Source organism: Syntrophales bacterium, from assembly GCA_035363115.1.
Classification (GTDB): Bacteria; Desulfobacterota; Syntrophia; order Syntrophales; family PHBD01; genus PHBD01.
This window is the reverse complement of sequence record DAOSEM010000007.1, coordinates 35248-50297: the sequence shown is the minus strand read 5'-3', so window position 1 is coordinate 50297 and position 15050 is coordinate 35248. Positions and strand designations below refer to the sequence as shown.

Annotated in this window: 10 protein-coding genes; 6 read left to right on the top strand and 4 right to left on the bottom strand. The window is 64.9% G+C overall.

The window, feature by feature from the left end; all coding sequences use genetic code 11:
• Window positions 1-2 precede the first annotated feature (2 nt).
• Complete coding sequence (gene gcvPB / locus PLO63_13170; GenBank protein ID HOI75089.1) at window positions 3-1463, top strand: aminomethyl-transferring glycine dehydrogenase subunit GcvPB; 1461 nt, start codon at window positions 3-5, stop codon at window positions 1461-1463.
• Window positions 1460-3562 carry an acetate--CoA ligase family protein gene (locus PLO63_13165; protein HOI75088.1) on the top strand — a complete coding sequence of 701 codons (2103 nt, stop codon included), beginning with the start codon at window positions 1460-1462 and terminating at the stop codon, window positions 3560-3562. The genes gcvPB and PLO63_13165 overlap by 4 nt, the downstream gene beginning before the upstream one ends.
• 41 nt (window positions 3563-3603) lie before the next feature.
• Here PLO63_13165 and PLO63_13160 read toward each other — a convergent pair whose 3' ends face one another.
• Both PLO63_13160 and PLO63_13155 read right to left on the bottom strand, forming a co-directional pair.
• Window positions 3604-5583 (bottom strand): CoA-transferase, encoded by a 1980-nt coding sequence (locus PLO63_13160; GenBank protein HOI75087.1) that lies wholly within the window; start codon window positions 5581-5583, stop codon window positions 3604-3606.
• Between the two features lie 32 nt (window positions 5584-5615).
• The gene (locus tag PLO63_13155; protein HOI75086.1) at window positions 5616-5870 is read right to left on the bottom strand and encodes a hypothetical protein; all 255 of its coding nucleotides are present in this window, start codon (window positions 5868-5870) and stop codon (window positions 5616-5618) included.
• Window positions 5871-6258: 388 nt separating this feature from the next.
• Between PLO63_13155 and PLO63_13150 the strand changes: the two genes are divergently transcribed.
• The 4 genes from PLO63_13150 (at window position 6259) to PLO63_13135 (ending at window position 12154) form a co-directional block, all read left to right on the top strand.
• On the top strand, window positions 6259-8076 hold the full coding sequence (locus PLO63_13150) for a KamA family radical SAM protein (protein ID HOI75085.1): 1818 nt from the start codon (window positions 6259-6261) through the stop codon (window positions 8074-8076).
• A 155-nt stretch (window positions 8077-8231) separates the two neighbouring features.
• Window positions 8232-9128: a lipoyl synthase gene (gene lipA / locus PLO63_13145; protein ID HOI75084.1), complete on the top strand. Its 897-nt coding sequence runs from the start codon at window positions 8232-8234 to the stop codon at window positions 9126-9128.
• A 55-nt stretch (window positions 9129-9183) separates the two neighbouring features.
• Window positions 9184-10404, top strand: a complete 1221-nt coding sequence (locus tag PLO63_13140; protein ID HOI75083.1) for an MFS transporter — start codon at window positions 9184-9186, stop codon at window positions 10402-10404.
• Between the two features lie 382 nt (window positions 10405-10786).
• Window positions 10787-12154, top strand: a complete 1368-nt coding sequence (locus PLO63_13135) for an NAD(P)/FAD-dependent oxidoreductase (GenBank protein HOI75082.1) — start codon at window positions 10787-10789, stop codon at window positions 12152-12154.
• Window positions 12155-12283: 129 nt separating this feature from the next.
• Here the strand turns inward: PLO63_13135 and PLO63_13130 are convergent, their stop codons facing one another.
• Window positions 12284-13249: a deoxyhypusine synthase family protein gene (locus PLO63_13130; GenBank protein HOI75081.1), complete on the bottom strand. Its 966-nt coding sequence runs from the start codon at window positions 13247-13249 to the stop codon at window positions 12284-12286.
• Window positions 13250-13475: 226 nt separating this feature from the next.
• Entirely contained in the window at window positions 13476-15020 is a 1545-nt protein-coding gene (locus PLO63_13125; GenBank protein ID HOI75080.1) for a 4Fe-4S binding protein, read from the bottom strand.
• Window positions 15021-15050 lie beyond the last annotated feature (30 nt).

Below are 15050 nucleotides of genomic sequence, written 5' to 3'. Positions count from 1 at the left end.
TCATGGAACTGATTTTTGAAAAGAGCCGGCCCGGCAGGCAGGCAACGACCATTCCGGTGAGCGACGTCCCGACATCGCCCCTGGAGGAATGGATCGACCCGGACCTGCTGCGGGGCGACGTGGACCTTCCGGAGGTGGCGGAGGTGGATCTGATCCGCCACTACACGGCCCTCTCCCGTCGCAACTTCGGCGTCGACCTGGGGTTCTACCCTCTGGGATCCTGCACCATGAAGTACAATCCCAAGCTCAATGAGGAAACGGCCAGGCTGTCCGGTTTCGCCAACCTCCATCCGTACGCCCCGGACGCCTTCGCCCAGGGCACCCTGCAACTCCTTTTCGAATTGAAACAGGCGCTCGCCGAAATCTTCGGCATGGCCGACTTCGCCCTCCAGCCCGCCGCGGGCGCTCATGGAGAGCTGACGGGCGTCATGATGATCAAGAAGCACTTCGAGAAACGGGGCGAAAAGCGAACGAGGATCCTGATCCCCGATTCCGCCCACGGCACGAACCCCGCCTCGGGAGCCCTCTGCGGCTACTCCGTGACAACGGTCCGATCCAACGGCGAGGGCGGCGTGGACCTGGACCATCTGCGGTCCCTCATGACGGAGGAAGTCGCCGGGCTCATGCTGACGAACCCGAACACCCTGGGGCTCTTCGAGCGGAACATCGCCGCCGTCGCCTCGATCGTCCACGAACAGGGGGGACTCCTCTACGGAGATGGCGCCAACGCCAACGCCTTCCTGGGCATAGCCCGACCGGGAGATCTCGGATTCGACGTGATCCAGCTCAACCTGCACAAGACCTTCTCGACGCCCCACGGTTGCGGGGGGCCCGGAAGCGGACCCGTCGGGGTTTCAAAGGAACTGATCCCCTTCCTGCCCGTTCCCCGGGTCGTCCTGACCAATGCAGGCTACCGGTGGGATTCCGAAGCACCGGACACCATCGGTCGCGTCCGGGCCTTTTACGGCAACGCGGGCGTCATGGTGAAGGCCTATACGTACATCCGGACCCTCGGGGCGGCGGGGCTCCGGCACGTCGCCGAAACAGCGGTCCTGAACGCCAACTACGTGAAGGCACGCCTCGAACCCCATTTCGACCTCCCGTACCCGCGGACCTGCATGCATGAATGCGTCTTCTCCGGTCGCCGCCAGGTCCGGGAGAGCGGCGTTCACACCTCGGACATGGCCAAGCGCCTCCTGGACTACGGCTTCCACCCGCCCACCATCTATTTTCCCCTGATCGTTCCCGAGGCGATCATGATCGAGCCGGGCGAGACGGAAAGCATCGAAACCCTGGACGCCTTCTGCGATGCCATGATCGCCATCGCCGGGGAGGCCCGGGAAAATCCGGACCAGGTCCGCTCGGCCCCGCTCACGACACCGGTCCGCCGCCTCGACGAGGTGAAGGCGGCCCGGGATCCCGACGTCGTCTGGAAACGATCCTCCACGGAGACCTCCGCATGAAGAAATTCCTGGAGCCGCGCTCCGTCGCCCTGATCGGCGTCCCCCGGTCCGCGGGCCCCGACAGCTACAACAACGCCGAGACCATGCTCCGCTACGGCTATGAAGGCCGCCTCTACCCCATCAACCCCAACGCCGAAGAGATCTACGGACTGAAAGCCTACAAGAGCGTCCTGGACCTCCCCGAACGGGCGGACCTGGCGGTCATCTCCACCGGCCGGGACCGCGTCCTTCCTGCCCTTCGGGACTGCATCCGCGCCGGCATCGACCGGGTCGTCGTCATCACCCAGGGCTTCTCCGACGCCGACGAACAGGGAAAGGCGATGCAGGAGGAGATCGTCCGGACCGCCCGGGAGGCTGGAGTCCGGGTCCTGGGTCCGAACACGATGGGAATCCTGAACAACTTCAGAAACTTCACCACGGCCTTCATGGACACGGAGCGCCCCCGGGCCTACCCGCCCGTCTCCGTCATCGCCCAGACGGGCTTCATCCAGATGGCAGCCCCGAACATGGGCTACCGGCACTGGGGAAAGGCCATCGACATCGGCAACGGCGCCGACGTGGACGTCGTGGACGCTTTGGAATACCTGGAAGATGACCCGGAAACGGAGATCATTTTCATTTACATGGAGGGCGTCTCCCGGGGCGCGGCGTTCCTGGAAACGGCAGCCCGGATCACCCGCCGGAAGCCCGTCCTGGTCTTCAAGTCGGGGCGCACCCGGGCAGGGGCGCGGGCGGCCCTCTCCCACACGGGCTCCCTTGTGGGGGAAGACGCCGTCTTCGAGGCGGCCTTCCGCCGGACGGGGATCATCCGGGTGAACGACGGCTCCGAGCTGACCGACGCCGTCCATGCCCTCCTCTTGCTGGGTGAAATGAAAGGCCCCCGCATCGCCGTCCTGACGATCACCGGGGCGGGCGGCATCATGGTGGTCGACGCCTGCGAGCCCCTGGGGCTCACCCTGGCGAATCTCCCCGAAGGTCTGGCGAAGGAGTTGAAGCAGGGGATCCCCGACTGGATCGGCGTCGGCAACCCCCTGGACATCTGGCCCATCGGCATGATCGGCGGCGACTACCCGGGTGCCTTCGGCAAGGCCCTGACGGGTTTCCTTCGGGACCCCGGCGTGGACGGTGTCATGGTCATCCTGCCGGCCACGGTCTCCCCGCTTCACCAGTCCATGAATCTTGTGGAGGTGTGTGAACGATCCCGGCGGGAAGCAGGCAACGGGAAACCCGTGGCCATGTGGGTTTACATCGACGTGGAGCCCTTTCTGGACCGCTACGAGGCCATCCCGGGAATCGGCTGCTTCCCCACGATCGAGCAGTCGGTCCAGGCCCTCTCCTTCTGCCGGCGCTGGCACGAGGCGAAAAACCGGAGGGAGCCCCACCCGCGATCATTCCCGGTGGATCGATCCGTCCTCGATCCGCTCCTCGCGAAAGGACGGGAGCGTGGATTCCTTCTCGGCGAAGACGCCCTGGCGGTCCTGAAGGCCTTCGGGATCCCGGCAGCGCAGGGAGCCATTGCGGCCGGCCGCTCCGAACTGGAGGCCCTGGCCCCCCGCTTTCGCTACCCCGTGGTCCTGAAACTGGCGGGGGACGCCTTCCTTCACAAGACCGAGTGGAACGGCGTCATCCCCGGCATCGCCCGGCCCGAAGAGCTGGCCGACGCCTACGAGCGGCTCCTGGAGAACGTCCGGCGCCGCAGCCCGGGTACGGCCGTGGAGGCCGTCCAGATCCAGGAGCAGGCCCCCGGCCTGGAGATCCTCCTGGGAATCAAGCGGGATCCCCAGTTCGGCCCGGTTGTCGCCTGCGGCCTGGGGGGCATCCACGCGGAGGTCTTCCGCGACGTAAGCCGCGTCCTGGCTCCTGTCGATGCGGAGGAAGCGGAGGAGATGCTCCGCTCCCTGAAGAGCGCCCCGCTGATCGAGGGAACCCGGGGCCGCCCGGGAGCCGACCGGAAGGCCCTGGTGGACGTCCTGGAGCGCCTGTCCTTCCTGGCCCTGGAGATCCCGGACATCGCCGAGCTGGACATCAACCCCCTGATGGCCTCCGCGGAGGGCTGCCTCGCCGTGGACGCGCGGATCGTCTGGCACGGATCCCGCTGACCGGTCGTCCCGATCCTCCGATCCCGGGGATAATGCGGCGCCTATTCCTTGAGGAGGCGGCGGGCCTCGTCCTTCGATTCGTAGAGATGGGGCGCCACGTCCCGTTTTGCCAGCTCGTCGCCAAGCTTCATGCGTAGAAACGTGCTGGTGGTGTAGCGGGTCACCTTCTCGTAGAACTGCATCACGTACTTGACCATCTCCGCGTACTCGTCCACGAGCTCGGGAAGGATGTTGAAGTTGTCGTAGTTGACGATGGTGTAGACCTTCTTTCCCAGCGGCTTCAGCATGCTCTCGACATGATCCTGGATGCCGCGGATCTGCTCGACGGACTTCACGTAGAAATTCTCGAAATTCACGTAGAACGTGTTTTCCCGGGCATCGTACACCAGCCGGTCTTCGATCGGGATATCCAGGAGCTCCCGGATGATCCCCATGGGCGCGACGCCGAAGATCCGCGGGTCCATGAGCCTTGGGGGCGTCTTCATCACCGGCCGGAAGCCCATCCTGGAAAGAATGTCCCTGTCCAAATCGACCCCGGGGGCGATCTCGACCAGTTCCATCCCGTCCTGCGTGAGGCTGAAGACGCACCGCTCCGTGACGTAGAGGACGGGCTGACGCCTCAGGGCGGCGTATCTGCCGCTGAAGGTGATCTGCTCCACCTGCTTGACGAACTTCTGCTCCCGCCCCTCCGTGTCGATCCGAAGCTTGCCGTCAACGACGGAGACCTGCAGCCCCCCCGCCGTGAATGTGCCGAGGAAAACGATTTTCTTCGCGTTCTGGCTGATGTTGATGAAGCCTCCCGGTCCGACGAACCGGGGTCCGAACTTGCTCACGTTGACATTGCCCGCCTCGTCCATCTCCGCGGAGCCGAGGAAGGCAATGTCCAGGCCGCCCCCGTCGTAGAAATCGAACTGGTAGGGCTGGTCGATGAGGGCGTCGATGTTCGTACCGGTCCCGAAATTGAGGCCGCCGTTGGGCATCCCGCCGATCACGCCCGGCTCCGCCGTCAGCGTGAGCAGGTCCAGGATGCCCTCTTCGTTGGCGATACGGGCGACCCCCTCGGGCATCCCGATGCCGAGATTCACCACCTGGTTGGGCCGAAGCTCGAAAGCGGCGCGCCGGGCGATCACCTTGCGCGGCCCCTGATCCATGGGCGGAACGGAGGCCATGGGCACGCGGATCTCGCCCGTGAATCCGGGGTTGTACGGTTCCAGGAACGTCAGCTTGTGGTTCTCGGGCCTGGCAACCACGACGCAGTCCACCATGATGCCGGGGACCTTGACGCTCTTCGGGTTCATGGTGTGCCGGTCGGCGATCCGCTCCACCTGCGCGATGACAAAGCCGCCGCAGTTCTTCGCGGCCATGGCCTGGGCCAGCATCTCGATCGTGAGGGCCTCCCTTTCCATGGTGATGTTCCCGTCCGTATCGGCGGTCGTACCCCGGATGATGGCCACATCGATCGGGGGCAGCTTGTAAAAGAGGATCTCCCGTCCCTCGATCTCCATCAGCTTCACCAGGTCCTCGCCTTCCCGTTTCGTCCTCTCGTTCAGCTTGCCGCCGTCCAGCCGGGGATCGATGAAGGTGCCGAGCCCCACATAGGACAGCAGGCCCGGCTTCTGCGCGGCCAGGTTGCGGAAGAGGGTGCTGATGACCCCCTGGGGGAAATTGTAGGCGAGGACCTTCTCCTCCCGGATGAGCCTCTGGAGCTGTGGGGCGAGACCGATGTGCCCGCCGATGATGCGGCCGATCAGGCCTTCGTATCCCAGGTGATTCAGGCCCCGGGTCTTGCCGTCGCCCTGGCCGGCTGCATAGATGAGCGTCAGGTCCAGGGGGTGGCCCTCCTGCCTGAAGCGTTCTTCGAGAAAAATGAGGATATCCTCGGGAACGCCCGCGCTCACGAAGCCGCCGGTGGTAACGACGTCGCCGTCCCGGATGATCGCGACGGCCTGCTCCCCGGATACGATCTTGCCCTTGCGGCGGATCTGGGCCCGGATTTCGTCCAGGATCGGATGCTCCATCATGTTTCACCTCCTGAGAACGATCAGAGTCAAGTCTACCCGATGCCGGGAAAGACCCTGTTGCCCATTCCCGGAGACCGTTGCATCTCCCTCCCCGGGAACGGCTGCCCCGTCTGATATTGCAGCGGGCGATTGCCCGGATCCGTAAAGTCTGTTGCATGGTAGAGCAGATTCACGCTGAATACGGCCATCGTCTTGATGAGGGTGATCATCCCGATGTCGGGATACGATTGCCTGCGGGTTAGTCCACAGACGGCCAGGAGGGTGATGACGGCCCCGTTGTGAGGCAATGTATCACATCCCCCCGATGTCATGGAAGCGACCCGATGAAGAATTTCCAGAGACATGCCGATCGAATTCGCCGAGACCTGCCAGTCTCTGGACATCCGGTCCAGGGTGACGGACGCCCGAGGCCGAACTCGTAATGCCCGCCAGCGTCGTCACGGACACCGCCTGCGAAACGAGCGGCGTTCTCTCGATGTGGATGCGGTTGAAGGCGATGCCGGCAGGCGAAAATACCTTCGGCAGACAGCCGCCGATCCTTAAGCAGCCTGTCCTCCGTTGACTTCCATCCCTGGAACGGTATAGGATCGCACAAAAATGAACCGGGAATCCGCGCCCGGCGCGTCGGCGGCGAAACCACCGAACATTCAACCTCCTAAAAAAACAACGGAACCCATGAAAAAACTGCTGACTCTGTCCAGGAAGGAACTGGTGGCCAGGCTCTGGGCCGCCGACCCGAACATCCACCGGATGCTTCGCGACTCCAAGCACGTCGAAGAGGCCAGGCATCTCCTCTTCGACTACTTCAACGCCCTCGACCGCTCGATGTTCAACATGAAGCCGGGGACGTTCTTCTCGAACATGAACATCATCGAGAAGAGAAACGCCAAGGAGTGCATCCGGGTCTTCGCCAACACGATCCGCACGGAGAACGAGCACATCACGGGAACATCGCCGCTGACCCTCCTGTGCAACCTGGCCCAGGAAAAGGAAGGGGCGGTCGACGCGGTCACGGAGGCCTTTCTTTGCGAATACCTGGCCCTCTTTCTCGGGATCACCGGCAAGTACGGCAAACACACCAAAGACCGCGACATCTTCCGGATGGCCGACGGCCGGGAGGCCGCCCTCATCCGCTCCGCCCAGCTGGACGAGTACGGGGCCTTCATCCGGAAATTCCTGAAACGCTACCGGACCGGCCGGGACAAGGCCCTGGTGAAGGAGCGGGCGAAGCTCCGGGACGACATCCTCCGCCACTTCGGGGCTTCCGAGGCGGACTGGGGAAACTATCTCTGGCACCTCAAGCACGTGATCCGGGACCTGGAAACCCTTCGCGCGCTGGTCACCCTCCAGGCCGACGAGATCGAGGGGATCGAGGCGGCGAAGGAAGCCGGCATCCCCTTCGAGATCACGCCCTATTACCTGTCCCTGTTCCACAAGGAGGGCCGCGTCGACCACGACCGCCAGATCCGCGCCCAGGTCATCCCCAGCGCCCGCTACTGCAGGGGTGTCGTCGATAGCGCCCGGTCCGGGGTGGACCTGGACTTCATGGGAGAGAAGTCCACGAGCCCCATCGACGGCATCACCCGGCGCTATCCCGAGATCGTCATACTCAAGCCCTACAACTCATGTCCCCAGATCTGCGTCTACTGCCAGCGGAACTGGGAGATCAAGGCCATGGACCAGCGGGAGGTCCAGATGAGCCGGGCCAAGGTCCGGGAGGCCCTGGGGTGGATCCGGGAAACCGAGTCCATCACGGAGGTTCTCGTGACCGGCGGGGATCCGTTGACCCTGCGGAACGAATACCTCGACTGGCTTCTGGGAGAGATCGCCACCATCGAGCACGTGGAGCGGATCCGCATCGGGACCCGGATTCCCGTCACCCTGCCGTTCCGGATCAACGACGGGCTCCTGGAGATTTTCCGCCGGTACCACCAGTGGGGAAAGCGGGAGCTGGCCATCGTGACGCACTTCGAGCACCCGACGGAAATGACGGAGGACTCCCTGTCGGCCGTGGGGAAAATCAAGGCCCTGGGCATGAACGTCTACAACCAGCAGGTCTTCACCTATTACAACAGCCGCCGGTTCGAGACCTGCCTGCTCCGGAAGGTCCTGAAACTCTCCGGGATCGACCCCTACTACACCTTCAGCACCAAGGGGAAGGAAGAGACCGTCGATTTTCGGGTCCCCATCGCCCGCATCGAGCAGGAGCGGCGGGAAGAGGCACGCCTGCTGCCGGGGCTGGTCCGCACCGACGAGCCGGTCTTCAACCTGCCCCGCCTGGGCAAGTCGAACCTGAGGGCCTGGCAGGATCACGAGGTCATCATGATCCTGCCCAACGGCCACCGGATGTACCGGTTCTACTCCTGGGAGGTGCGCCTGGTCACGGCCTTCGACTACATCTATACGGACGTGCCCATTTACGAGTATCTCCAGCGCCTGGCCCGGGACGGGGAGAACGTGAACGACTACGCGACGATCTGGTATCATTTCTGACGGCCTTGCGAAGAACCCCCGGTCTTGTGCTTCCGTTCGGCCAGGGCTTTTGATGGCCTGACTCCAGGCTGTTCAGAAACGAGGAGGGAAAGGGGACGGATTTCAAACCCGTCCCCTTTTCCCTTCCCATCCTTGAACATCAGGAAGATCACTTCATGCCTGAGACGACCCTCCGAAAACCTCCCTGGCTGAAAGTCCCCCTCCCCCGGGGACCGGCCTTTGCGGCCGTCGACCGGACCCTGGCCGACCTGGATCTCCACACCGTCTGCCGGGAGGCCCGCTGTCCCAACCGGGGGGAGTGCTTCTCCGCCGGGACAGCCACGTTCCTGATCCTGGGCGACACCTGCACCCGGAACTGCCGTTACTGCAACGTCCGTCACGGGATTCCGGCGCCTCCCGCTCCGGAGGAGCCGGAACGCGTCGCCGAGGCCGCCCGGCGGCTCCGTCTCGGTTACGTCGTCATCACCTCCGTCACCCGGGACGACCTCCCGGACGGAGGCGCCTCGGCCTTCGCAGCCTGCATCGGAGCCCTGCGCCACGAGATCCCCCGCTGCCGCGTCGAGGTCCTCGTCCCCGATTTCCGCGGCGACCGGACCGCCCTGGAGCGCATACTCGAAGCCGGTCCGGACGTGATCAACCACAATATCGAGGTGGTCCCCCGGCTGTTCCCGGCGCTGCGTCCCCAGGGGAACTATCGGACGTCGCTGGAGCTGCTCCGCCGGGTCGACGAAGGGAACGTCACGGACGAGGGGCGCCCCGCGGCCAAGTCCGGCCTGATGGTGGGCCTGGGGGAAACCCGGGAGGAAATCTCGCGGGTCCTGGAGGATCTCCTGGAAACCGGATGCCGGCACCTGACGGTGGGCCAGTACCAGCAGCCGACGCGGGAGCACTGGCCCGTGGCCCGCTGGTGGACCCCGGAGGAGTTCGCCGGGATCGAAGAAGAGGCCCGGAACATGGGATTCCGGCGCGTGGCGTCGGGACCGCTGGTGCGATCTTCCTACCGGGCCGCGGAGGCATTCCCGGAAGCGCCGGGACCGGAAGCCGTCCCGTAATCTCGCGGGCGGACACGACCCGAGGCTTGGATTCCCCTGTGATGGACAAAAAACGGTGAGCAACGAGCGCAAGATCATTCTATACACCTGCTGGGCCCATTCCCTGTTCCACTGCTTCGAGGTGGCCTTCCCCGCCCTGGCCATCCCCCTGACCCTGGCCCTCGGCCTGGACCTGACGGTCGTTTTGGCCCTGGGATTCCCCATGTACCTCCTCTTCGGACTCTGCTCCCTCCCGTGGGGAATCGCCGCCGACCGTTTCGGGAACCGCCGCATCCTGGTCCTGGCCCTCTTCGGCAGCGCCGCCGGCGCCCTGTGGACCGCCCTGGCTGACTCCCCCACCGCCATCGCCGCATCCCTGGCCGTGACGGGGGCCTTCATCTCGGCGAGCCATCCCGCCGGCATGGGATTCATCACCGGGGGCGTGAAGAACCGCGGCACCGCCCTGGGCATCAATGCCGTGGCGGGTAGCGTCGGACTCGTGGCCGCGCCGATCCTGGCGGGGCTGTTGAACTGGCTCTCCGGCTGGAGGGCCGTCTATGGTGTCCTGGGCCTGGCGGCCCTCCTGGGAGGCATTGCGCTGGCGGCGGCGAGGATCGATGAAACGCCCATTCCCGGCCAGGGCCGCTTCGCGCTGCCTCCGGCAAAGGATCGGAGCGCCGGCCTCCGGCGGCTGATCCTGTTCTTCTGGATCGTCACCCTCGGGGGCCTGGCCTACCGGATCAACATCGTCTCCCTGCCGGCGTACCTGGAGTATCACGCCCCGTTCCTCCTGGAATTCATGCGGGCGATCCGTCTCCCGGACCACCCGGCAACAGCCACCTTTGCCGCCGCCGCGCTCACCTCCCTCGTCTACGTCGCCGGGATCTTCGGCCAGCTCACGGGGGGCAGGCTGGCGGACCGGCGTGATCTGATCAAACTCTATCTCCTGTTCAACATCGTCTCGATCCCCTTCGTCCTCGGGATGGGCCTGTTCCGGGAGCAGCCGCTGTTTCTCGCCTCCTGCCTCTATGTCTTCTTCGCCCTGGGCATCCAGCCCATCGAGAACAGCCTGATCGCCCTGTTCACGCCGCCGGCCTGGCGAAGCACGGGATTCGGCGTCGCCGCCGTTCTGATCTTCGGCGTCGGGTCCGCCGCGGTGTACCTCGTGGGGGCATTGAAGGACTCCTGGGGCTTCCCTTCGGTCTACTGGGCCGCCGGGGGTCTGATGGGCCTGATCGTCCTCCATATTCTGCTTTTGAAGAGCTGGACTAGGGGCGCATCCTTCCGCAACCTCTGACAGGCTGTTGAAAAGGGGCTGCCTGCTTCGTTCCCCTCATCCTTTACCGCTCGACGTACCAAAGGGTACGACTCGCGACTCAGGATTTCGGGCGCCTCGCATTCAACCCCTTTTGAACAGCCTGGAGAACAAACCTGTGACGGGCCGTTGAAAAACATCCCTCTGCTTCGTTTCTCTCGTCCCTCACCACTCGACGTACCAAGGGGTACGACTCGTGGCTTGGGACTTCGAGGGCCTCGCATCCGAACGTTTTTGACCGGCCCTGGCGGATGACGGTTTTCCGTTTACACCGGGGGGCGCTTCGTCTATGCAGAACACAGCCGTTCCGGCGAGCTATGGTTGATAGAGAGCCGATTCCCGAACGGACGGAGCAGGGAGAACCATGGAGACATTCGATCTGATTGTCATCGGCGGCGGCCCCGGCGGTCACGCCGCAGCGGAGGAATCCGCGCGTCTGGGGGCGCGCACCACCATCCTGGAGCGCAGCGGATGGGGAGGGACCTGCACGCACCACGGCTGCATCCCCACGAAGGCCCTCCTGGCCTGCAGCCGGGTTCGTTCCACCTTGAAAAAGGCGGGGCGCCTGGGCGTGAAGGTTCCCGACGCCGCGCTCGACTTCGCGACGGCACGCCGACACATGGAGCAGATGGTCCGGGTCTCCGCCCTGGGGGCCCACCAATCCCTCCGGGAGGCCGGCGCGGACTGTCGGGTCGGCACAGGATCCCTGAAGACTCCGGGGCAAGTGGAATGGACCGCCCCGGATGGAACATCCTCCCTGCTGGCGGCCCCGGCCATTATCCTTGCCTGGGGCTCCGAGCCGTCCCTCCCACCCGGCATCACTCCCTCCCAGCGGGTCCTGACTTCCGACGGATTCCTCGAATGCAGGGAACTTCCGGAGAGCGCTGTCGTCCTGGGCGGAAGCTTCATCGGCGTGGAGTTCGCCACGTTCCTGGCCGAGGCGGGCTGCAAGGTCACGCTGGCGGAAGCCCTCGACCGGATCCTTCCCATGGAGGACGACGACGTCTCCACCTTCATTTCCCGGGAGCTGTCCCGCCTGGGAATCGCCGTTCATACCTCCGTCGCCGCTGAATCCATCCGGGAGGAGGAAGGAGGCATCCGGGCCCGGCTGGCGGGCCATGCCGGTCCGCTGGAGATGGAGGCCTCGGTCGCCCTCGTCTGCACGGGGCGGCGTCCGCTCCTGGACAAGGAGCAGCTGGACCGGCTCGGCATCGTCCATGACCGGCTGGGGATCCGGGTGGACGAGAACCTGGAGACCACCTGCAGAGGGGTCTTCGCCGTCGGGGACGTGACGGGAGGGGTGCTCCTGGCCCACCGGGCGGCACAGCAGGGAAAAGCCCTGGCCAGCCGCCTCTTCGGCGACGGCTCGGTCCGTCACGACGACGCATTCGTGCCTTCCGTCGTCTATACCCACCCGCCGGCCGCCCGGGTTGGACTCACGGAGCGGCAGGCCGCCGAACGGGGTCTCGCGGTCCGGGTGACCCGGTCCGACTATGGGGCCAATATCCTTGCCCGAACCGAGCTGGCGGGCTCGGGGTTCGCCAAGGCTGTATTCCTGGGGGATCGCCTGGCGGGAGCCGCCATAGCCGGCGAGGGGGCGGGAGAGCTGATCGCGCCGCTGACGCTGGCCGTCCGGTCCGGCCTGGAGAGGACGGCACTCAGGAACTGGGTCCTCCCGCATCCGGGCTACAGCGAGGTCTTCCAGGGACTCTTCCGGGATGGAGGGGCATAGGCGGCATCCCCTGCCGCACCGGGCTCATCTCTGATGCAGAGAAATACAAGCGGGAAGAAACGAGCGCACCGGGACAGGCCGCGGAGCGGCCATCTCCGGTTTATCCGTTCCAGCCTTTCGCCGGACTCGTCAGGGACTGTCTTCTAAAAGGTAGGAGAATATCAGTGGCGCCACGATCGTGGCATCGGATTCGATGATGAAGCGGGGCGTGTCCGGATTCAGCTTGCCCCAGGTGATCTTTTCGTTGGGAACCGCCCCCGAGTAGGAGCCGTAACTGGTCGTGGAGTCGCTGATCTGGCAGAAATATCCCCAGACGGAGATTTCCCGGATCTTCAGGTCCTCCCGGATCAGGGGAACGACACAGATGGCAAAATCACCAGCGATGCCGCCGCCAATCTGAAAGAAACCGAACGGACCCACCTGCGAGGCCTCCCGGTACCACCGAACCAGCTCCATCATGTATTCCATGCCGGAACGGACGGTGTGAACGTTTCCCACCTTGCCCTGAATGCACAGCGAGGCATAGGCGTTCCCCAGGGTGGAGTCCTCCCAGCCGGGGACGAAAATGGGCAGATCCCGGTTACAGGCTGCCATGAGCCAGCTGTCCGCCGGGTCCGCCTGGCACAGCCTTTCCCGGTGGACACGGATGCAGCGGTACATGAATTCGTGGGGGAAGAACCGACTTCCCTCCCGATCGCAGGCCATCCAGTCCTCGCCGATCAGCCCTTCCAGGCTTCGCATGGCCTCCGTGGAGACACTGGTGTCCGTCACGCGGTGGAGCTGCCGGTCGTAAAGATCCTTCTCCTGTTCGGGGGTCAGGAATCGGTAATCGGGAAGGTCCAGGCGGCGGGTCTCCACCAGGTTGAAGAGGTCTTCCTCAAGGTTGGCCCCGGTGCAGGAGATGGCGTGGATCTTGTCGCGGCGGATCATCTCGGCGAGGGAAATGCCCAGGCGTGCGGTGCTCATGGCCCCGGCGAGGCTGACCATCATCCGGCCTCCCGCCTCCAGGAAGCGCCGGTAGGCCTCGGCCGCTTCCACCACCACGGCGGCGTTGAAATGCCGGTAATGCCGCTTCATGAATGCCTGGATGCTCACCGTCATCCTCCATCGCGCGCCACCTCCGTCGTTTTCAAGAGCCCTGACCGTAAAAGGCCGGCTCGGCCGCATCAGGAAAGACTCCGGATACGGACGGGCCACAAAAAAAGATGACCGTCTATAGAAAATTTTTGACCCAAGCGTCAAGGAAAAGAATGCACAAACCCAGAGGAAACGCAGAACTGGCGCGGGATTGAAAGATTTCAGCAGGTAGGATGGGCACTGGTCAGGGAAGGAGAAGCTGGTTATCCCGGGACCGCGATTCCCCCACGGACAGGACATAGATGGCGGGCATCCCCAGGACAGGGCAGCGGTTCTCGCAGATTCCGCATCCGATGCAGCGCTCCAGGTCCACCCGGGGCTGCTTCACCGTCACCGGGCGTCCGTCCCGGTCCTTCACCGTGACCTCCTCGAGCAGAACGGCCTTCTGCGGCGTCGGACACACCTCCTCGCAGACAATGCAGGGAACGGCATGCGACCAGGGAAGGCAGCGGCCCTGATCGATCATGGCCAGGCCGATCTTTACGTCCGTCTTCTCCTGCGGCTTCAGGCTGCGGATGGCCCCCGTCGGGCACACCTGCCCGCAGAGCGTGCAGCGGTACTCGCAGTAGCCGACCCGGGGCACCAGGACGGGAGACCAGATCCCCTCCAGCGAGGTCTCCGCCAGGGCCGGCTGGAGGCCGCCGGTGATGCAGACCTTCATGCACTCGCCGCACTTGACGCAGCGCCGCAGGAATTCCCTTTCCTCGAGCGATCCGGGAGGCCGGATCAGCCGGGGATCCGCCTGTCCCGCCCGGGTCGGACCGATCCGGAGAAGCGGCACCGCCGCGACCCCCGCGGCGGCGGCGGCGACAACGCGGCGGCGTCCCAGGTCCAGCGACGATCCCCCTGCCTTCCTGCCAAAGCCGAAGGAGACGGCGTTCTTGGGGCAGGCGTCGTCACAGTTCCCGCAGAGATAGCATTCGGTCTTCCGCCACTTGTCCAGGCTCTGGGGGGAGCATCCTCCCTCGCACCCGGGTACGCAGGCACCGCAGGAATCGCACCCCTCGCTGACGGAGCGGGACAGCAGGGACCAGCGGGAGAGGATTCCCAGGAGCGCACCGAGCGGGCAGAGATAACGGCACCAGTACCGCCGCTCGACCCAGTTGAGCGCCAGGATGCCGAGGAACAGGAGCCCCAGAATAAACCCCTGGCTGAACAAGGGCTGCCGGAGGGACAGGACGCTTTTGTGGAGGACATCCAGCAGCCAGTCCGCCGCCGGTGCCAGCCCCGGCACCGGCCAGCGGGACAGCGCGTCGAGGAAGGACGTGATGCCGTACTGGAAGGCCGGATAGACCGAGAGCGACAGGGAGCGGATCAAAAGGCTCAGGGGATCGAAAATGCCGGCGATCTGAAGGGTGAAAGCGGAGGATGCCAGCAGAAAGACCAGGAGCAGGTACTTCAGGCGGAAGCTTCCCATCGGGACGACCCGCCGGCGCTTCCGGACGGCGGCGCCCGCGAGGTTGTGAAGCGTCCCCAGGGGGCACACCCAGCCGCAGAAGAACCGGCCCAGAAAGACCGTCGCCAGGGCCACCGCTCCCGCCAGCAGCATCGAGGGAAGAAACGACCGGCTCGAGAGGATCGCCGTCAGCGCCAGCAGGGGATCGGCGTCGAGAAAAAACTTGACCGGGTACCCGAGCTGGTCCGCCCCTTTCGACTCCGTCTGAAGGAAGAGCCACAGGAACAGGAGCAGGAACAAGGCCTGCGAGGCAAATCGCGCTTTTCGGATCACCGTCTTTCCGCTTTCAGGGTCGAGGGAATG

What these genes read in the sequence shown, in the direction of transcription:
- PLO63_13150 (HOI75085.1), top strand. Translation starts at nt 6,259, where the DNA reads ATGAAAAAACTGCTGACTCTGTCCAGGAAGGAACTGGTGGCCAGGCTC.
- gcvPB (HOI75089.1), top strand. Translation starts at nt 3, where the DNA reads ATGGAACTGATTTTTGAAAAGAGCCGGCCCGGCAGGCAGGCAACGACC.
- lipA (HOI75084.1), top strand. Translation starts at nt 8,232, where the DNA reads ATGCCTGAGACGACCCTCCGAAAACCTCCCTGGCTGAAAGTCCCCCTC.
- PLO63_13165 (HOI75088.1), top strand. Translation starts at nt 1,460, where the DNA reads ATGAAGAAATTCCTGGAGCCGCGCTCCGTCGCCCTGATCGGCGTCCCC.
- PLO63_13135 (HOI75082.1), top strand. Translation starts at nt 10,787, where the DNA reads ATGGAGACATTCGATCTGATTGTCATCGGCGGCGGCCCCGGCGGTCAC.
- PLO63_13160 (HOI75087.1), bottom strand. Translation starts at nt 5,583, where the DNA reads ATGATGGAGCATCCGATCCTGGACGAAATCCGGGCCCAGATCCGCCGC.